The sequence below is a fragment of the Pseudoalteromonas sp. SG43-4 genome (assembly GCF_014164325.1).
Taxonomy (GTDB): Bacteria; Pseudomonadota; Gammaproteobacteria; order Enterobacterales; family Alteromonadaceae; genus Pseudoalteromonas; species Pseudoalteromonas distincta.
Genome location: NZ_JACJFB010000002.1, coordinates 331018 through 351228, shown reverse-complemented (window position 1 = coordinate 351228; position 20211 = coordinate 331018). Strand labels below are relative to the sequence as shown.

General features: G+C 40.2%; 18 protein-coding genes. 4 read left to right on the top strand and 14 right to left on the bottom strand.

Annotation, left to right across the window (positions count from 1 at the left end):
- The 12 genes from H5160_RS03620 to mraZ are packed head-to-tail and all read right to left on the bottom strand — an operon-like array spanning position 1 to position 13444.
- Positions 1-921, bottom strand: coding sequence for a D-alanine--D-alanine ligase (locus H5160_RS03620; RefSeq protein ID WP_058154153.1), 921 nt, complete (start codon positions 919-921; stop codon positions 1-3).
- The gene (gene murC / locus H5160_RS03615; RefSeq protein ID WP_039485322.1) at positions 918-2369 is read right to left on the bottom strand and encodes a UDP-N-acetylmuramate--L-alanine ligase; all 1452 of its coding nucleotides are present in this window, start codon (positions 2367-2369) and stop codon (positions 918-920) included. Before murC ends, H5160_RS03620 begins: the two co-directional genes overlap by 4 nt.
- Positions 2370-3446 (bottom strand): undecaprenyldiphospho-muramoylpentapeptide beta-N-acetylglucosaminyltransferase, encoded by a 1077-nt coding sequence (gene murG, locus H5160_RS03610; RefSeq protein WP_182715721.1) that lies wholly within the window; start codon positions 3444-3446, stop codon positions 2370-2372.
- Positions 3443-4618, bottom strand: a complete 1176-nt coding sequence (gene ftsW / locus H5160_RS03605) for a cell division protein FtsW (RefSeq protein WP_024606332.1) — start codon at positions 4616-4618, stop codon at positions 3443-3445. The genes murG and ftsW overlap by 4 nt, the downstream gene beginning before the upstream one ends.
- Positions 4615-5949 (bottom strand): UDP-N-acetylmuramoyl-L-alanine--D-glutamate ligase, encoded by a 1335-nt coding sequence (gene murD, locus H5160_RS03600; protein ID WP_182732805.1) that lies wholly within the window; start codon positions 5947-5949, stop codon positions 4615-4617. The genes ftsW and murD overlap by 4 nt, the downstream gene beginning before the upstream one ends.
- Positions 5950-7032 (bottom strand): phospho-N-acetylmuramoyl-pentapeptide-transferase, encoded by a 1083-nt coding sequence (gene mraY / locus H5160_RS03595; RefSeq protein ID WP_002957990.1) that lies wholly within the window; start codon positions 7030-7032, stop codon positions 5950-5952.
- A complete protein-coding gene (gene murF / locus H5160_RS03590; RefSeq protein ID WP_182736761.1) occupies positions 7032-8414 on the bottom strand; it encodes a UDP-N-acetylmuramoyl-tripeptide--D-alanyl-D-alanine ligase in 1383 nt (460 codons plus the stop codon). The genes mraY and murF overlap by 1 nt, the downstream gene beginning before the upstream one ends.
- Complete coding sequence (murE, locus tag H5160_RS03585) at positions 8411-9889, bottom strand: UDP-N-acetylmuramoyl-L-alanyl-D-glutamate--2,6-diaminopimelate ligase (RefSeq protein WP_182736760.1); 1479 nt, start codon at positions 9887-9889, stop codon at positions 8411-8413. Before murE ends, murF begins: the two co-directional genes overlap by 4 nt.
- Positions 9882-11699, bottom strand: coding sequence for a penicillin-binding transpeptidase domain-containing protein (locus tag H5160_RS03580; RefSeq protein WP_182692347.1), 1818 nt, complete (start codon positions 11697-11699; stop codon positions 9882-9884). Before H5160_RS03580 ends, murE begins: the two co-directional genes overlap by 8 nt.
- A complete protein-coding gene (gene ftsL, locus H5160_RS03575) occupies positions 11696-12022 on the bottom strand; it encodes a cell division protein FtsL (protein WP_002957986.1) in 327 nt (108 codons plus the stop codon). The genes H5160_RS03580 and ftsL overlap by 4 nt, the downstream gene beginning before the upstream one ends.
- Positions 12019-12957 carry a 16S rRNA (cytosine(1402)-N(4))-methyltransferase RsmH gene (rsmH, locus tag H5160_RS03570; protein WP_024606338.1) on the bottom strand — a complete coding sequence of 313 codons (939 nt, stop codon included), beginning with the start codon at positions 12955-12957 and terminating at the stop codon, positions 12019-12021. The genes ftsL and rsmH overlap by 4 nt, the downstream gene beginning before the upstream one ends.
- Positions 12958-12985: 28 nt before the next feature.
- A complete protein-coding gene (gene mraZ / locus H5160_RS03565) occupies positions 12986-13444 on the bottom strand; it encodes a division/cell wall cluster transcriptional repressor MraZ (protein WP_007582904.1) in 459 nt (152 codons plus the stop codon).
- 496 nt (positions 13445-13940) lie between these two features.
- On the opposite strand from mraZ, the gene H5160_RS03560 reads away from it, so the two are divergent.
- Genes H5160_RS03560 through H5160_RS03550 form a run of 3 tightly spaced genes read left to right on the top strand, consistent with a single transcriptional unit; the run spans position 13941 to position 14985 of the window.
- Positions 13941-14279: a hypothetical protein gene (locus tag H5160_RS03560; RefSeq protein WP_002957982.1), complete on the top strand. Its 339-nt coding sequence runs from the start codon at positions 13941-13943 to the stop codon at positions 14277-14279.
- Between the two features lie 6 nt (positions 14280-14285).
- Positions 14286-14741, top strand: a complete 456-nt coding sequence (locus tag H5160_RS03555; protein ID WP_024596382.1) for a hypothetical protein — start codon at positions 14286-14288, stop codon at positions 14739-14741.
- A gap of 1 nt (position 14742) precedes the next feature.
- Complete coding sequence (locus tag H5160_RS03550) at positions 14743-14985, top strand: hypothetical protein (protein ID WP_024596383.1); 243 nt, start codon at positions 14743-14745, stop codon at positions 14983-14985.
- 3 nt (positions 14986-14988) lie between these two features.
- Here the strand turns inward: H5160_RS03550 and H5160_RS03545 are convergent, their stop codons facing one another.
- Both H5160_RS03545 and H5160_RS03540 read right to left on the bottom strand, forming a co-directional pair.
- Complete coding sequence (locus H5160_RS03545) at positions 14989-15963, bottom strand: glutathione S-transferase family protein (RefSeq protein WP_182736759.1); 975 nt, start codon at positions 15961-15963, stop codon at positions 14989-14991.
- A 21-nt stretch (positions 15964-15984) separates the two neighbouring features.
- Positions 15985-16827, bottom strand: coding sequence for a pirin family protein (locus H5160_RS03540; RefSeq protein ID WP_182736757.1), 843 nt, complete (start codon positions 16825-16827; stop codon positions 15985-15987).
- A gap of 201 nt (positions 16828-17028) precedes the next feature.
- On the opposite strand from H5160_RS03540, the gene H5160_RS03535 reads away from it, so the two are divergent.
- Entirely contained in the window at positions 17029-20133 is a 3105-nt protein-coding gene (locus H5160_RS03535; protein ID WP_182736755.1) for an EAL domain-containing protein, read from the top strand.
- Positions 20134-20211 lie beyond the last annotated feature (78 nt).

Below are 20211 nucleotides of genomic sequence, written 5' to 3'. Positions count from 1 at the left end.
TTAAAGCGTTTGCTCTAAAATGCGAACAACTAATTGCTCAAAAGTTGCCCCGTTCGCTTTTGCAGCCATCGGTACTAGTGACTTTTCAGTCATGCCTGGTACTGTATTTACTTCAAGCAGGTAAAAATTCCCTTGCTCGTCTTGCATAGCATCAACACGACCCCAACCACTTGCACCCACTAAATCAAACGCATCTAGCGATATGGCTTGTAAGTACTTAGTATCTTGCTCTGATAAATCTGCAGGGCAATGATACTGGGTTGTATTTGATTGATACTTAGCTTGGTAATCGTAAAAGCCATTAGGTGTCGTCATCTCAATGACTGGTTGTACATCGTCGCCAAGCACCGTGATTGTAAATTCACGACCAGTGATCCACTGCTCTACAAGTACTTGGTTATCAAACTTAAATGCATTAGCTAGTGCATCTTCAAGCTCTTGTGTTGTACTTGCTTGCGCCATACCTATGCTTGAACCTTCATGCGATGGCTTAACCATGACCTTTTTAAATTCATCCATAATGGCTGCAGCATCAAAGCCTTTTTTAGCATCAACTACGGTATAAGGTGCAGTGCTTAAACCCGCTGATTTAAATAAGTGCTTACAACGTACTTTATCCATAGCAAGTGCTGAACCTAGTACATTACTGCCCGTGTAAGGCAAGTCCATAAATTCAAGTGCTCCCTGCACTGTGCCGTCTTCGCCACCACGGCCATGCAAAGCGATAAAAACGCGATCTACATTTAATTCTTTTAACTCCCACAAAGAACGACTTTGTGGGTCAAATGCAATTGCATCAATACCACTATTTTGCAGCGCATTTAAAACAGCCTGACCCGATCGTAAAGACACTTCACGCTCTGCTGAGTTACCACCTAGCAGTACCGCTACTTTACCAAATTGTGTGTTTACCTGAGTCATACTTCACCTTGCTTAAGTTTTTCTATCGACATACCCGTTGCAGCTAATGTTTTAACTAACTGACCTATATTACCAGCGCCTTGGGTTAATACTAAATCATTGTTTTGTAAATTTGCGGCCAAAACACCTGCAAGCTCAGCATTTGTTGCTACGTGTAGCGGCTCTTTGCCACGTTGACGAAGGCTACGACATAAGCTTTTGCTGTCGGCCCCTACAATAGGATCTTCACCAGCGCTATACACATCAAGCAATAGCAACTGATCTACATCAGCAAGTACTTTTACAAAATCTTCGTATAAGTCGCGTGTACGAGAAAATCTATGAGGTTGATATACCATTACTAAACGCTTATCAGGCCAACCTTCACGTACTGCTGCAATTGTTGCTGCAACCTCTGAAGGGTGATGCCCGTAGTCATCAACTAACATCACATTGCCCCGCTCGTTTTCAAATTCACCATAGTGCTGAAAACGACGGCCAATGCCTTCAAACTTCTGCAGCGCTTCTAAAATTGCATGATTCGCAATGTTTTGATCTTTTGCCACAGCAATCGCAGCGGTTGCATTAAGTGCGTTGTGTCTACCTGGCATATTCAACGTGGCAGTTAAACACTCACCTTGCTTGTTAGTTACTGTAAATGTGCACGTATTAGCTGATTGGCTAAAGTCGCTCATGCGATAATCAGCATCCTTCGATTCGCCATACGTAATAACTGGGCGACCAAAGCGCGGGATAAGCTCAGCTGCAACTTCAGAGTCAATACATACAACAGCTAAACCATAAAACGGCAAGTTATGAATGAAATCGACATACGTGTCTTTCATTTTTTCAAGACTGCCGCCATAAGTATCCATGTGATCTTCTTCAATATTTGTGATCACCGAGACCATTGGCTGCAAGTGTAAAAACGACGCATCGCTTTCATCAGCTTCTGCTATTAAAAAATCACTTTTACCTACTTTTGCGTTACTACCTGCGCTATTTAACAAGCCACCAATAATAAAAGTTGGATCGAGCCCTGCTTGTCCATAAATACTTGCAATTAGGCTTGTTGTCGTTGTTTTACCATGCGTTCCCGCAATCGCTATACCGTGGCGAAAACGCATTAGCTCTGCGAGCATTTCTGCGCGGCGCACAACAGGGATTCTTGCGGCTTTAGCTGCAATAATTTCAGGATTTGTTTCATCAATCGCGCTTGAAACAACCACTACATTGGCATCTTTCACGTTATTTTCATGATGGCCAATAAATACCTCAGCACCGGCTTTAATTAAGCGATCTGTCATAGCGCTATGAGCAATGTCAGAACCTGTAATACGGTAGCCTTCAAAAGCGAGTACTTCAGCAATACCGCCCATACCGGCTCCACCAATACCAATAAAGTGAATGGTTTCTATTCGGCGCATTGCTGGGCGCGTGTGTTTTTCTTGTACTGACGTTTCTTTCACTTATTTTCTCTTATTTGTTACTTGCTCACAGTGCGTTGCTACGCTTGCTGTGGCATCTAAAATGGCTTGTTTATTTGCATTTGTAGCCATTTCAGTAATTAATGAAGGTTGGGCTAAATATGGGCTTAATAGTTCAACAATTGATTGTTTATTAAACTGCCCTTGTGGCATTAATAATGCGCCATTAGCCATCACTAAATATTGTGCGTTTGCTGTTTGATGGTCGTCCACAGCATGTGGAAAAGGGACAAAAACAGCCATTTTACCTGCTGCTGCAATTTCGCTAACAGTTAACGCACCAGCACGGCAAACAACAATATCAGCCCAGCTATACGCCGCGTCCATATCATCAATAAATTCAGCTATTTTTGTACTACCATCCGCAAAGCCATGCATTTTATAAGCTGTTTCTACAGTAGATAAATGACCCTTACCTGTTTGATGCCATACGCTTATAGGAGCTGTATTATTTAGTACTTTAAATGCTTCTGGTAATGTTTGATTAAGCACTTGTGCACCGAGCGAGCCCCCTACCACTAAAATATTAATAGGGCTTGATACATCGCGTTTGGCTATATTCATAACGCTTTGGCGAACTGGGTTACCTACTAGCTCGGCTTGACCCTGTGCAAAAGCACTTGGAAATGCTGCTAATACACGTGTAGCCACCTTAGCTAGCAGTTTATTACTCATACCCGCTACAGCGTTTTGCTCGTGAATAACTAACGGAATACCTAAACTCTTTGCGGCAATTCCCGTGGGTCCCGTAACATAACCGCCCATTGCGAGTACTACATCAGGACGCTGTTCTTTCAATACCTTACGCGCTTGCAATACTGCATTAACTACCATGAATGGGGCTTTAATAAGACGTTTTAATCCGTTACCACGAACACCTTTTACATTAATAAAATCAATATCTATATTATGCTTAGGTACAACGCTTGCTTCCATTCGATCTGGTGTGCCAATCCAGCTAACTTGCCAGCCCTGCTGTTTTAAATAATCAGCCACTGCAATACCAGGAAAAATGTGTCCGCCAGTTCCACCAGCCACTACTACTAATTTTTTACTCATCGCTTGCCTCCACGTGAGGTGGCTTGTTTGGTTGCCATTTTGGTTTCAAAATCTACGCGCAATAAAATGCCTGTGGCAATGGTCATAATTAACAAGCTTGAACCACCATAAGAAATAAATGGCAGGGTTAAACCCTTAGTTGGCAAAATACCCGCGCTCGCACCCACATTCACCATGGTTTGAAATGCAAACCAAATACCAATGGCAAACGAAAAATAGCCTTCGTATTCTTTGCCACATTTAAGCGCTTGTTGGCCTATTAATAACGCTCTAAATACTAAAGTAGCTAATACCATTAAAATACTTACAACGCCTATTAAACCAAGTTCTTCACCTATTACAGCAAAAATAAAATCGTTATGCGCTTCAGGTAAATATTGCAGTTTTTGTACACTGTTACCTAAGCCTTGGCCAAACCAACCACCTTGGCTATAAGCCATTAGCGATTGAACTAACTGATAACCTTTACCAAAAGGATCATCCCAAGGGTCCAAAAAGCCGACAACACGCGCCATTCGATATGGTTCAACAATAATCAGTAATACAACTAAACCGACGCCAGTTAGAATAAGCACAAAGAACTGCCATAATTTAGCGCCAGCTAAAAACAGTAAACCAACCGTTGTTACAAACATAACAACCACTGTGCCTAAATCAGGTTGCAGCAAAATAAGTAGCGCATACACTGCAAATACAGCTATTGGCTTTGCAAAGCCTTTAATATTTTCTTGTACTTCTTCGCGTTTTCTTACCAAATAACCCGCAATATAACTAAAAAAGTATAATTTAGCGGCCTCAGCAACCTGAAAACCAACAGGACCAATAGGTATCCATCGTTTAGCACCATTCACTTCACGCCCAACAATTAATACCGCTATTAACAGCACCATACCTAGTATTAATAAATAAGGGTTGGATCGTTTCCACCAATCCATTGGCACACAAACACTTATCCAAAAAAGCACAAAAGACATTGCCAAAAACATGCTGTGGCGAATAGTAATATGGTATGGGTCATCAAATAACCGCTCAGCAGTCGGCATTGAAGCGCTAGTTACCATGATAAAACCAACACCAATTAACATAATTACGCAGTACAGCAGCGGTACATCATACAACTGACCTGAAGGTTTTGGTGTTAATGCATCTCTTATATCGGCAAAAGCAATCATAGTTGCCCTGCCATAACACATTGAATAAAGTCATCACCGCGCTGCATATAATTGTTATACATATCAATGCTGGCACATGCAGGTGCTAACAAAACAATATTGCCTGTACTACTAAGTACGTTGGCCAAAGCAACGGCTTCTTCCATGTTGTTAGTTAAATAGCTCTTATTGGTAATCGCAGCTAAGTCACTTGCATCTTTACCAAAACAAATTAATGCTTTTACATGCTGTTTTATGTAGGGTTTAAGTGCGTTTAAATCAGCGCCTTTAGCATCGCCACCAGCAATAACAATCAGATTTTCACCGTCACTAGCTAAACTATCTATTGCAGCAATGGTCGCTCCAACATTCGTTGCCTTTGAATCGTTAAAATACTTTACACCGTTAAGTTCAGCTACAAATTGGCAGCGATGAGCCAACCCATTAAATTGACCTAATGCATTTTTATATTGCACTTTACTTACTTCAAACGGACTTAAAAGCGCCATTACTGCAAGCGTATTTAAATAATTGTGTTTACCCACTACCGCAAGCGTATCAACAGGTAAAAAGGCATCGCCTTTAAGCATAAAATGAGTTTCGCCATTATGCTGCGCTAAATGGTAATCACCTTGTTGAGCACCAAAGCTGATTAGGGGGGTTGTACCGCGCTCAACTGGATGTGTTTGAATATCGTCTGCATTGACAACAATAAGCTCTGTACCGCCATAAATACTTAGCTTTGAGTCTATATAAGCTTGGTAACTGTCGTATCGGTCAAGGTGATCTTCTGACACATTTAATACCGTTGCACTCACAGGTTTTAAACTCGTTGTGGTATCTAGCTGAAAACTAGATAACTCAAGTACATACACATCAAAATCATCGTTGAGTAAATCAAGCACCGCTGTGCCAATATTCCCACCCAAAGCAACTTTATAGCCGGCTTCTTTTAATACTTCATAAGCGAGCGTAACCACGGTTGATTTACCGTTAGAGCCCGTAACAGCAACAACCGGTTTTGTATTAATACGTGCAAATAACTCAACGTCGCCAATCACTTCAACACCTGCGTTAATTGCATTTGCAACAGCTGGTATTTTTAAGCTAAGCCCAGGGCTTATAATAATCATATTGCTTGAACAAAGCTCAGCGTCATCTAAATTACCAAAGTGGGTATCTAGATTTGGCGCATGCTCTTTTAACCAATCAATCCCCGGCGGGGTTGCTCGGCTATCAACGACCTTGGGGGCGAGGCCATGAGATAATAGAAAACGCACAATGCCCAGACCGGTTACACCGAGTCCGAGCACTGTTATTTGTTTGTTTTTTATCTCGTTTAAATACTGCATTTATCGAATCTTTAAAGTAGCTAAGCCAGCAAGCACTAGCACAACAGAAATAATCCAAAAGCGCACAATAACGCGAGGCTCTGGCCAACCTTTTAATTCATAATGATGATGAATCGGCGCCATTCTAAAAATGCGTTGTCCGCGCAGTTTATACGACCCCACTTGTAATATTACCGATAGTGCTTCCATTACAAATACACCGCCCATAATAATAAGTAGTAACTCTTGGCGTACTAAAACAGCAATAATACCTAATGCGCCACCAAGTGCTAATGAGCCAACATCACCCATAAATACTTGTGCTGGGTAAGTGTTAAACCATAAAAAGCCAAGCCCTGCGCCCACAATGGCAGTACACACAACTACAAGCTCACTCGCTAGCGGTAAATGTGGAATATGTAAGTAAGCCGAAAAGTTAATATTACCTGTTAAGTAAGCAATAATTGCCAATGCTGCAGCCACCAAAATAATTGGCACAATCGCCAAGCCATCTAAACCATCGGTCAGGTTTACTGCGTTTGATGTACCTACTATCGCAAAGTACGTAAGCACAATATAAAACAAACCTAATTGCGGTAATACGTCTTTAAAAAATGGAACAACAAGTGATGTCTCAGATGCTTGTGCACTGGTAAAGTACAAAGCAGTAGCTACAACTAATGCAATGACCGATTGCCAAAAGTACTTCCACTTAGCAATTAAACCTTTTGGGTCTTTACGAATAACTTTACGGTAATCATCAACAAAGCCAACAATACCTAATGAGCCAATTACAAACAGTGTTGCCCACACATATTTATTTGATAGATCGGCCCAAAGTAGCGTGCTGGTAAAAATAGCCGCTAAAATAAGTAAGCCACCCATAGTCGGTGTACCCGACTTAGACAAATGCGATTGCGGACCATCGTCGCGAACTGTTTGACCTATTTGCATACGTTGCAAACCACGAATTAACTTAGGCCCTAAATAAAGAGACATAATTAGCGCAGTTAAAATACCTAAAATGGCACGTAGCGTTAAATACGAAAAAACATGAAAACCACTAAAATACTGTGTTAAATACTCTGCCAGCCAAACTAACATTATGATACTCCATTGATGGCTTGTTGCTGGCCATTAACTAAATCGGTTACTAATAATTCCATGCGAGAACTGCGCGATCCTTTCACTACTATTGTTGTTTTTTTATTCACTTTATTAATGCTTTCTTGAATTTTTTGCTGCATCTGTTCGCGGCTCGAAAAGTGACGATTAGGGAGTTCAAACACATCACTTGCGTATTTACTTAACACGCCTAATGTAAATAACTCATCAATCCCTTGTTCAAGTGCATACTCGCCAACTTCTTGATGGTACTTACGTGCATCTTCACCAAGCTCACCCATATCTCCGAGTGCTAAAATGCGGTGACCTTGCATATCACTTAACAAGTCAATCGCAGCCTTTACCGACTTAACATTGGCATTATAGGTGTCATCAACCACGGTAAGTAAATCAGACACTTCAATTAAATTAACGCGCCCTTTTACATCACCCATTGTGGCAAGTGCGTTGGCTATTTCTTCAAGGGTTACATCAAATTCACTGGTCAGCGCCGCAGCGATAAGTGCATTACTAATATTATGCTTACCAGGTAGTGCCAAAGTAACAGGCACTTGCTTGTTTTTAGTGCAAAGCGTAAAGCTTGCACGTGCATTGGCATCAAGCGTGATGTTCTCTGCCCAAATATCGAGTTTTTCGGTTGTAGAAAAGCGCTTAACATTACGCCCTTCAAGTTTATCTAACCAATACTGGCTAAATTCACTATCGCAATTAACAATGGCAACGCCGTCATCTTTTAGGCCATCAAAAATCTCACCTTTAGCTTTTGCAACGCCCATTAAGCTACCAAAACCTTCCAAGTGAGCTGCTGCAACATTACATACAACGGCCACATCTGGTTTTGTCATTGCCGTTGTGTAAGCAATTTCACCTAAGTGATTTGCACCTAGCTCAATAACAGCAAAACGATGTTGAGGCTCTAAGCGCAATAACGTAAGAGGGACGCCAATATCGTTGTTAAAATTACCTTTAGTAGCTAATACATCACCGTGAACCGACAAAATTGCTGCACACATTTCTTTTACGGTGGTTTTGCCTACACTCCCTGTAATTGCAATTGTTTTAGGCGCCACTTGGGCCATAACAGCGGTGCTAATTGTACCTAGTGCAATACGTGTATCGCTTACTATAAATTGTGGAATATCTACATCAACTTTGTGCTGAACAATAACGCCTATAGCGCCTTTTTGTTTAGCCTCAGCTATAAATTTATGGCCATCAAAATTTGGCCCTTTAAGTGCTAAAAACACTTCGCCATCGCACACTGTGCGAGTATCAGTATTTATATTTAGCACGTGTTGATTATCACCTTGATAATCAGTTGTTAGCACATTAGCTAACCAATCAAAATCCATTGGGATCATTGTGTTATCCCTCTTACTGCTTTTTTTAGTTGTTCTTGTACATAGCGGCGATCGCAAAAGTCGATGCGCTTATCGCCTATAATTTGATAATCTTCGTGGCCTTTACCTGCAATCAAAATAACATCATCAGCTGTAGCATTTTCTATAGCAAAACGAATTGCAGTTGCTCTATCAGCCTCTAAATGTGCATTTTGAGGATGGGTTAGACCGCCTGCTACATCTGCAATAATGTCATCAGGATTTTCTGTTCGAGGGTTATCGCTGGTAATAATCACTTTATTAGCGTTTTGCTCTGCAGCTTGCGCCATTAATGCGCGCTTACCTTTGTCTCTGTCGCCACCGCAACCAAATACACAACTTACACCACCTGGCACATGCAACTGCAATGCTTGTAATGCAAGTGCAAGTGCATCGGGTGTATGGGCGTAATCGACAACACACGTTGGTATGCCAGCTTGACTAAAAGCTTGCATTCGACCAGCGACTGGCTGTAACTGCGCACAACCAGCAACTAATTGCTCAAGCGGATAACCTAGCCCTAGTAATGTAGCGAGCGCTGCCGTTAAGTTATATAAGTTGAATTCGCCAAACAGAGGCGATTTAATTGAAATATCACCCCAACTTGTCGACAGCTGCGCCGAAATACCTTCACTTGAATATTCAACATCAGAAAAATAAACGTATCGGGCATTCTTAGGAGCTAAGTTTTTGCGGCCATAACAAATTAGGTTATTAAAATCATACTTTTCAAGCCATTGCTCAGCTTGAAAGTCATCTTGATTGAGCACTACAACTTGCGGCTCAAAATCACGGAAAAGCATTAATTTCGCATCTCCGTAACTTGCCATATCACCATGGTAATCTAAGTGATCGCGCGAAAGATTAGTAAACACAGCCGCTTTAAACTGACATTTAGCAACGCGTTGTTGCACTAATCCATGAGATGATACTTCCATGGCTACCAGCTTTTTATGCTGCGAATTTAAATCGCTCAAAATATGCTGTAAATCAACTGTTGAAGGCGTAGTGTTTATCAGTGGAATTAAGTTATCAGGATGGCCATAACCTAAAGTGCCTATAATAGCCGACTCAGTACTACAAAATTGTGCTAAGTGGGCAATCATTGCTGTGGTAGTCGATTTACCATTTGTACCTGTTACACCAATTAAATCAAGAGTCTGACTTGGTTGGCTATAAAAGCGACTAGCTAATTCTGGAAGCTTTTTATCAAGCTCTGAGACTAAATACAGTGGCTCAAAACTGCTTTCAAATTCACATAATCTGTCAGCAATGATAGCTATTGCGCCATTTTCAATTGCTTTAGTAATAAATTGTCCGCCATCAAGTGTATGGCCTTTAATAGCAACAAATACATCACCCCGCGTTACTTCACGGCTATCAAGGCGTAAATGCTTTACCAGTTGCGAGGGCGCATCTATTTCGATGTATTTTAAAATATCCTTTAAATCACGCATCGTTATCTTTACCTTGTACGTACGCAACCTCTTCCTTGTCAGGCGCTACGTTTAATATTCTTAATGCGTTAGAGATGATTTCTGCAAATGCAGGGCCAGCGGTGGCACCTCCATAGTACACATCACCACCTGGTTCATTAATCATAACTACCACGGCTAAACGAGGATTACTTGCCGGTGCTACACCTGCAAAGTAACCTACATATTCATCACCATAACCACCTGCTACGGCTTTTTTAGATGTACCTGTTTTACCGGCAGCACGATACCCATCAACTTTTATGTTGCGAGCAGTACCGTCTTTTTCAAATACACTTTCCATCATGTGGACTACGGCTTCTACGTCTTTTTGTTTAAAAATACGTTCGCCTTCAGGTATATTATCTTGCTTTAAAATAGTCAGTGGTCGATTAACTCCACCAGCGCCTAACATGGTATAAAAGCGCGCCATTTGCGCAGTACTTACCGAAATTGCATAACCAAATGATAAAGTGGCAATTTCAAAGTCAGACCAACGACGATTTGGATAAAACAAACCGCTGCTTTCACCTACCATTCCAGTACCGGTGTCACTGCCAAAGCCTACTTTTTGATATAAGCCAACAAGGTAATCTTTAGGCACTAACTGAGTAACCTTCGCAACCCCCATATTTGAGGAGTACTTTAGTATTTCGCGCAGTGTTAGTTCGCCGTGATTACGAGTATCTCTAACTAAACTACCACCTAAACGCATCCAACCTGGGTAGGTATCAATCGTGTCATCTGCCTGAATGGCGCCGTAGTCTAGCCCAGCTAAAATGGCTAGAGGCTTAACAGTTGAGCCTGGTTCAAACAAATCTGTAATTGCGCGATTACGACGCTTATGAGGTGCAGCATCGCTTAAGTTATTTGGATTAAATGAAGGACTATTTACCATTGCCAGCACTTCACCGGTTTTAACATCAACTACCATTGCTGAGCCCGATGTGGCTTTGTAAGTCAGTACAGCTGATTTTACAGCTTTGTAGGCAATAGCTTGAATTCGCTGGTCAATACTTAGTTCTATACTTTCTGGCTCTACGCGATCACGCTCGTCAAGCACTTCTACTTCACGCCCTTGTGCGTCTTTACGTATAGTGCGGCGGCCTTCCTCGCCCGTTAAAGCGTTTTCGTATAGCTTTTCAATGCCTTCAATGCCTTTACCGTCTATATTAGTAAAACCAATAACATGCGCGGTAACCTCACCGGCGGGGTAATAGCGTTTAGATTCATCTAGTAAATGAATACCTGGTAGGCGTAAATCGCCAATATAATTTGCTACAGCAGGAGTAACTTGGCGCTTTAAATAAACAAAGCGACGCGAGGGATCGTTTAATAGTCGAGAGTTAATCTTCTTGGGATCAATGCGCAATACATCTGCAAGCTCACGCCAGCGTAAATCGTTTTTATAATAAAGTGCAGTACGCTTATCAAGCTCGGCGGTATTTTCAGCTAAAGATAAATGATCTTCGCCGCTTTTACGTGCTTGTTTGATTACCTTAGAAACAAGCGATTTATGTAATGCTTTAGGATCAGCATATACACTTACCACAGGCACACTTACCGCTAATTCTTTACCATTGCGGTCAAAAATCATCCCGCGTTGCACATGTAGTTTTTCAACGCGCACGGTACGTTTGTCACTTTCTGAACGTGCTTTATCAGGTTCTATTACTTGTAAATAAGCAGCGCGAGATACGAGTGTTACAAACACCATAAACACAACTGCACACACCAGCATAAAGCGCCATGTGATTAAATTAGTGACTGGTTTTTTGCCTCTATTTCTCATTGTACTATTATTACCTGCTCATCTTGACTCGTAGGTCTTTTCATTTTCAATTGTGATGTAGCTACTTCTTCAATGCGTGCATGTTGCGAATAAAATTCTTCTTCAACAAGTAAGTAGCGCCACTCTAAATCGAGCTCATCGCGTTCTTGTAATAATTGATCTTGCTGTATAAGTTGGCCACGAGCTAAGTGGGTTGTTTGCACAACAGCTAAACTAGAAGCGAATATCACAACCAACAAGGCCGAGGTTAGCTTATTAGCTCCTAGGCCTTTTAATATTTCAAAGAATAAATTAGGTTGCCGATAGCTCGCTTTTTTACTCATCCCAACCTCTGTGCAATCCTAAGTACAGAACTACGAGAACGTGGATTACGCTCTACTTCTGCAGCACTTGGCTTAATAGCTTTACCCACTGCTTTTAACGTCAGATTTTTATTTATTTGTGCGTCAGTTAAAGGCAGACCTCTGGGTAATGCTTCTCCCTTACTCTGTTTTCTAATAAACTGTTTTACAATACGGTCTTCTAAAGAATGAAACGAAATCACTACTAAACGTCCGCCTGGCTTTAGCACTTTAACTGCAGACTGTAGCGCTGTTTGAATCTCTTCAAGCTCGCTATTGATATAAATACGAATCGCCTGAAAAGTACGTGTTGCAGGGTGCTTAAACTTATCTTTTACCGGTACAGCTTCATCAACAAGGTCAGCAAGCTGCTTGGTAGTTGTGATTGGTGTGTGCTCACGAACTTCAAGTACTTTGTGTGCAATGCGTTTACCAAACTTTTCTTCGCCCAATTTTTTAATTACGTGGGTAATATCATCCAACTCAGCCTCTGCTAACCACTGTGCTGCACTGCGACCTGTTGTAGGGTCCATACGCATATCGAGTGGGCCGTCTTTCATAAAACTAAAGCCACGCTCAGCGTCATCTAATTGTGGTGACGAAACACCAATGTCTAATAAAATGCCATCGACTTTACCAATTAGATCGTTTTGCTGTGCTACTTCGTATAGGTTTGAAAAGCGAGTATGTGCAATTGCAAAACGTGGGTCATCAGCAAATTTTTCAGCTGATTGTATTGCTTGTGGATCTTGGTCAATTGCTTGCAGGCGACCTTCATCACCAAGGCGTGCTAAAATTTGCCCAGAGTGGCCACCACGTCCAAATGTACCATCCATGTATATACCGTCTGGCTTAATTGCAAGGGCATCGATGGTCTCATCCATTAATACGGATACGTGTTCAAATTGCGCTGTCATTAGCTATTGTGTGCCTTTTTTTGTGCCGTTAGAGTGTAAAATTATCTAAATCTTGGTTAGGTTCAAAATCACCAAGCCTTTCAAGCTCAGTATCTTGCTGCATTTGCTCGTGCCAACGCGCCTCATCCCAAATTTCAAACTTATTCATCAAACCAACCAGCATGATTTTTTTGCCAAGAGATGCATGGGCACGTAATGACGGCGCAAGCAAAATTCGACCATTTTTATCAAGTTGATACTCTGTAGCGTTACCTAGCAACATACGTTGCATTCGTCGAGCTCGTGGATTCATATTAGATATTTTCGCTAAACGGCTTTCTATTTCGAGCCACTCAGCCAATGGATATAACCATAAACACGGTTCATTTAATGCGACGGTACAAATAACTGTCCCCTGATCTTCAGACAACAGAGATTCTCGGTACTTTGTCGGTACCGCAAAACGCCCCTTATCATCCAAACTCAGTGAACTCGCGCCACGAAACATAAAAAACCTACTTTGAAATTGTTTTATTCAATTTTTTGTTTATTTTATCCAATGAGATCCACTAAAAACCACTTTTTACCACAGTGCTCCAGTTTAGGGCTTGACAAGCCATTTTGTCAAGTAAGCTGACCAGCTTTAGTGAGTCTCAAAGCTAGAAAAAATAAGGGCTCAAGCGAAGCGTTTGAATTACGTGGGAAAAAGTGGGATTGAGGTAAAGAAAAATATCAGCTTTGCTTTTATAACTTTCTGTTTACATGTATTGCTTACTGAATAACCAATGAATATTTACAATTTTTAAGGCGTTTTTATCCTCTTTGTAAAATTTACCTAGCCGTGTAGTAATAGTTACTGTTTATTTTAAAATACTAATTATCAAAAATTAAAAACAATAAACAAAATACATCAAATTCAGGCAGTTAAAATAAATAACAAGTTTGGTTTAATCATTGCATCATCTAAATCACTATTTAAATTTTTAACTTATTAAGGATTGATTATGGCTACTGCAACGAATACGAAACCAAATACAACTTCAGATGTTAAGCCTGACGTTAAACTAACAAATACTGAGTCTCCTCTTACAGAGAAAGCAACATCAGCGGCGCACGATGCTGTAGATGCACTTTCTAGCAAAGCTGCAACAGCAGAAAGCAGTGTGCGTAAAGGAGCTTCTAGCTCAGCAGATGCATTGAGCGAAAAACAACTTATTGCACGTGAAAAACTAAGCGAATGTACTGCAAAAACTCGTGCTTTTGCTTCTGAAAATCCATTAGCAACTGCGGGTATTGCTTTTGCTGCGGGTATGTTAATCACATCACTACTTCGTCGTAAGTAATTAGTGATGAATAACCCACAAACAACAGCAACCAAGGATGGTAATGCGCAAGACCAAACTACTGAGCAACATAGCCAAAAGGACGATTGGCAAGATCATGTTGCAATGCTTTTAGAGTATTCTAAGCAGCTCAAGGATGATTACCAAACTCAAGGAAAGATCACCCACCAGCTTGCTAAAGCTGAATGGCGGTTATCGCTTAGATCGCTTGCATTGATCACTATATTTTTAGGATGCTTTGCCAGTGGTTTGGTTTTGTTGTGGGCAGGATTTCTAGGTGCTGTTGGATACGGTGTATACGATGTTTTTGGGTCGGTATGGCTAAGTATAGCAACAGCTACTTTACTACAAGTTGCTTGTTTAATATGGCTTTGGAAAAATACAGTTTACTTAAGCAATAAAATCGGCTTTAGTAAAACACTTAAAAGTTTAAAGCAGCTATTTAACTTACAAGGAAATTAGTATGTTAGTTAACTACTTAATTAAAGCACCTAATGAAAACGTTGATGCTCTAAGTAAGCAAATGGATACGCGCAGTGAATTGAAACGCCAACATCATGCAGCGTTCCAATATAGACTAAAGCGTTTTGCCGTAACCAAAGTTGGGCTTTCAAGTGCCTTTATCGCAGGTGCAGCAGTACAAGCGGGTAAAAGCGAAACCAGCTTCGTAAGAAAATACGGCTGGCTAGTGAACTTGATAGCTTAAGCGCTAAACATTTCTACCGTGATCAGATAAGTAATCAATACTTGGACCACTTGGCACAACTTGTGTTGGGTTGATCATTGTGTGACTAAAATAGTAGTGACGCTTAATATGATAAAAATCAACTGTTTCAGCCACTCCTTTAACTTGATATAGCTCCCTAAGGTATCCACTTAATGCAGGATAGCTTTCAATTGTGCGTAAATTACATTTAAAATGGCCAACGTACACACTATCAAACCGAATGAGTGTAGTGAATAATCGCCAATCTGCCTCGGTGAGCCTATTACCTGTTAAATAACGCTGCTTGCTCAGTATCCCTTCTACTTCATCGAGTGCTTTGAATAAATCGTTAAACGCCTCTTCGTATGCATCTTGAGTTGTTGCGAATCCCGTACGATAAACACCATTATTTATATTTGGATAAATCAACGCATTTAATTCATCAATTTTTGGTCGTAGTGCCTCCGGATAGTAGTCATCGTTATTACCTGTTAACTCATTAAACGCACTATTGAACATACGTATAATATCGGCAGACTCATTACTGACAATTTTATTTAGCTTTTTATCCCACAATACGGGTACTGTAACTCGCCCGGAATACTTAGGATTATTTTTTGTATACACTTGATGTAAGTAGTTACTATTAAATAAAGCATCACCAGTACTGTGGTTTTGCGTATCAAAAGCCCAACCACTATCAAGCATATCAGGGCTAACAACCGACACCGTAATTAAATTTTGCAACCCTTTTAACGCTCTAAATATAAGCGTTCGATGCGCCCAAGGACACGCAAGTGATACATATAAATGATACCTGTTCGCTTGTGCTTTAAAACCAGCCTCGCCCGTTATTCCAGCGCTACCATCAACAGTTACCCAGTGACGTAACTGCGCCGTTTCGCGTTCAAACTTACCGTTACTTGAATCTGTGTCGTACCATTTATCTTGCCATTGGCCGTTAACTAATAATCCCATAAAACTCTCCTAAAAATACCGTTATATTTTGCCAAACTCGCCGTTTTGATAATCACGCACTGCTTGCTGTACTTCAGCTTGCGTCGTCATTACAAACGGACCCATATGAGCAATTGGCTGATTAAGTGGATCGCCTGCAAAAACCAAAACGCCAGCGCCGTGCTCAGAGCTAATATTAATATCACTGCCTGGTTCTAAAATAAGTAACTTACCAGCTGGTATTGTTTGATTATCGCTCATTATTAGTGAGCCGCTATAAATATAAAGCATTACTTTTTGTTGGCTAAGAGGCTCTAAATAAATGCTTTTACCAGCAGGTAATGTAATATCAGCGAGCGCCGCATTAGCAGCTAAACTTTGCAGCTCGCTTGCAAGCGTTTCACTTTCGAACTGCCACGATCCCGCAAGTGCTTTTAACGTCACGCCTTGCGTATTTGTAAAACTAGGAGCTGGGTTTTTAGTCGTATCTTGATAACGTGAATCACGCATTTTTTCTGCGCTTGGCATGTTTATCCAAATTTGAAAGCCATGCAGACCATCTATAGCATCAGCGAGTGGCATTTCACTGTGCATGACGCCGCGCCCTGTGCTCATCCATTGCACATCGCCTGCTTTAATTGCTTCTTTGTTACCCATTTGGTCACGATGCTCAAAGCCACCTTTTAGAATATAAGTAAACGTTTCAATTCCTCGGTGCGGATGCTCTGGAAAGCCTCCCATATAATCTTTTTTGTCGTCTGACTTAAGTTCATCAATCATCAAAAACGGATCTAAATATTTACCATCAAACCCAGGTATACGGCTAATGCTCACGCCATCGCCATCTTGAGTTGCATAAGCTGTAAGTATTTTTGATATTTTCATTTTTTAATTCACTCTAAAGAATAAGTTTATGAGGCTATTAAATCATTCATTAAACAAAACAACTATGTCTTTAAATCGAGCTTAAGGTTCTAAAAAATAGAACGACATTGATTCATTGGTTACATTTTAAACCTTATAATTACTATGGTTATTTGGAGTGAATTTGGCTACAATTGTTATTGCAAAATACGAAACTAAGGAATGGTTATTTTTACTTATTCTCTCAAACATCAGCTTTATCGTTTGCTTATATTGCTAAGTATTCCGGGCACCGCTGTAATTATTTTTACTCTGCTGCTTGAACGCCACCACTCTATTGAGCAAAGTGAAAAAAAAGTAGAAAACATTGCTAAGCAATTAATTTTACAGCAAAAGCACTTAGTCGATGATATTGACCGTTTAGCGCGTTATTTGGCTAAAGAGGAAAGTAAGAAAGAAAATATAGCAACGTCCTGCCCTAATTATTTTAATCAATTTAGAGCTATTTATGCCCATGTTGCCAATATCGGGATTATAGATCCAAATGGCATTGTTATGTGTACAACAAGCGGATTAACCAAAACAATAAGTATTGCAGATCGTGCGTATTTTCAAAATGCCTTAAAAAGTAACCAATTGTCGGTAGGTTATTTTCAGCACGATAGAAACTTGCAAAAAAACACCCTTAACTTTGCGTTGCCTATCATTAATAAAAAAAATGTAATTCAGGGCGTTGTAGTTATCGTTGTTGCGCTTGACTGGTGGAACAATGCTTTTAATAATATTGAACTGCCGACTGGCTCTATTGCTGCAATCGCTGATTCTAATGGAAAAATTTTAGCGCGTTACCCACCAACAACTGCAGCCCTTGGCGATAATATTGCAAAGACTTTATTAGCAACTGATTCTTCGATTGATAATGAGGCATTAACAAAAATAAAATCTATTGAGGGTGAAGATCGAATGCTTCATCACTCTATTATTTATAAAGATCCGAGTAATAACAGCTTAAATATACATATTGCACTTCCTATTACGCATGCTTTAAAGCAAATAAATAATAATTTTTTTATAGCGATTGGTGTGTTTGTTTTATCACTGCTAGTGCTATGTTTAACTGCACGTAAGCTGCTTAAAACCAGCATTATCGACCCAATTAATAATCTAACAAATGCAACAAACGTGTTGGCTAAGGGCGAAATGCCGTCACAAAAAACACAGCCAAATAATCCAGAGCTAAATACTCTCTATCAGCGCTTTAAATCAATGGCGCAAACTAGGTTAACAGCTGAAGCTAATTTAAAAAACAAGCACGATGAGCTTACCAGCTTGCTTAATACTCTACCCGACAGTTACGTTAGAATTAACATCCATGGCGATATTCTCAACATAACGGGGCAATTTAAGCCTCAAGTAAACCCAAACAGCACTGCAGTACCTCATTTATCATCAATACTTTCACACAGCAATGTTCAGCTTTTGTTATCGCAGTTATCTAAGCTTGATGTTTCGAGTAATTTAGAATTTACACTCGAAAAATCAGATCCTAAACGCAGCTTTGAAGCGCGTATTAGTGCAATGCAAAGTAAAAATGAATACGTTGTTGTGCTAAGAGATATAACACAACGAAAAATAAATGAAGAAGCACTCCACCTTGCCTCGCTAGTGTATAACAACAGTAGTGAAGGCATGGCAATCACCGATCCAGCGGGTATAATATTTGATGTAAACCCTGCGTTTTGCAAAACGACTTTATATAGTAAAGAAGAAGTTATTGGGCGCTCCTCTTCAATTCTTTCATCAGGAAAACATGATAAGAATTTTTACAATAAAATGTGGTCTGAATTACAGCAAACAGGCCGCTGGCAAGGCGAGGTTATTAACCGTAAAAAGAACGGGCAGCTATACTCTGAGTGGCTCACAATCGATACGGTTTATGATACAAACAACGCACCTATTCGTCGAATCGCGATATTTACAGACCTCACTGAGAAAAAACAAGCCGATGAAACAATTTGGCGACAAGCTCACTATGATCACCTAACTGACTTACCAAATCGTTTAGAGTTAAAGGAGCGATTAAATCAACGATTTTCAAACATTGTTACTCCCGACAATCAATTGGTTGTCATGCTTTTAGATATAGATCACTTTAAAGATATTAATGACACATTAGGCCATCACTATGGTGATAACTTATTAAAACTCGTATCTCAGCGTATAGTCCAGTCGGCAAAAAATGCTGAGTTTGTGGCACGTATTGGTGGTGATGAGTTTGTTATTGTGTTTAATCGTATAAAAAGTACGCGTCATATTAATCAAATTGCCAGTAATATTTTGCTTAGCCTATCGTCGGCTTTGCATCTTGAAAACGAAGAGTTATTTATTAGCGCCAGCATGGGCATAGCATGCGCCCCTAATGATGGTGAAAATACTGAACAACTTTTAAAGGCAGCCGATCAGGCTATGTATAAAGCAAAAAGTAATGGTCGTAACTGTTTTGAATTTTTCTCTGCTGACATGCGCGAATATGCACACGCGCGCATGGTGCTATTAAAAGACTTACGAAGTGCCATTGAACTTGAACAGTTTGAGTTGTTTTATCAGCCCATTGTTGCTTTGAATGATTTACATATTCATAAAGCTGAAGCACTTATTCGTTGGCAACATCCCGAAAAAGGCCTAATTAGCCCTGTCGCATTTATTCCTCTTGCTGAAGAAACTAGGCAAATAAACGCAATTGGCCAATTTGTATTTGCTCAAACCTTGCAAACGCTTAACGATATAAAAACCCTAACCGATGACACTTTTCAAATAAGTGTAAACGTGTCGCCAGTGCAGTTATCCACGCCAGAGAGTGGTATAGATGAATGGTACGATATGCTAAAAGCTGCAAAATTACCTGCATCCTCAATTGTGGCAGAAATAACTGAAGGCCTAATGATTAACCCCGAAGCATTAACGCAACGTCGCTTAAAAGAAATAGTAAAATCAGGTATGCAGCTTGCCCTTGATGATTTTGGTACAGGATATTCGTCACTCGCTTACTTACAAGAAATGGATACCGACTATTTAAAAATAGATAAACGTTTTGTTGATAATATCCAAGTAGGCAGTCAAGAACTTGCACTGTGTGAAGCAATAATTGTTATGGCGCATCAACTGGGCTTAAAAGTAATCGCCGAAGGAATTGAAACTAAATTACAAATGCAGCTATTACTTGAAGCCGGATGTGATTACGGACAAGGTTATTTATTTTCAAGACCTTTAAATAAAAGCAGTTTTATGGCACTTCTAGCTGATAAAAAAGTCGCTTTATTAAAATAAATAAACAAAAAATTACTGTTACGCAATAAATAATGCGTCTGCGCGGTCAAGTTAAGCAATCAGATATAAGTAGTAACA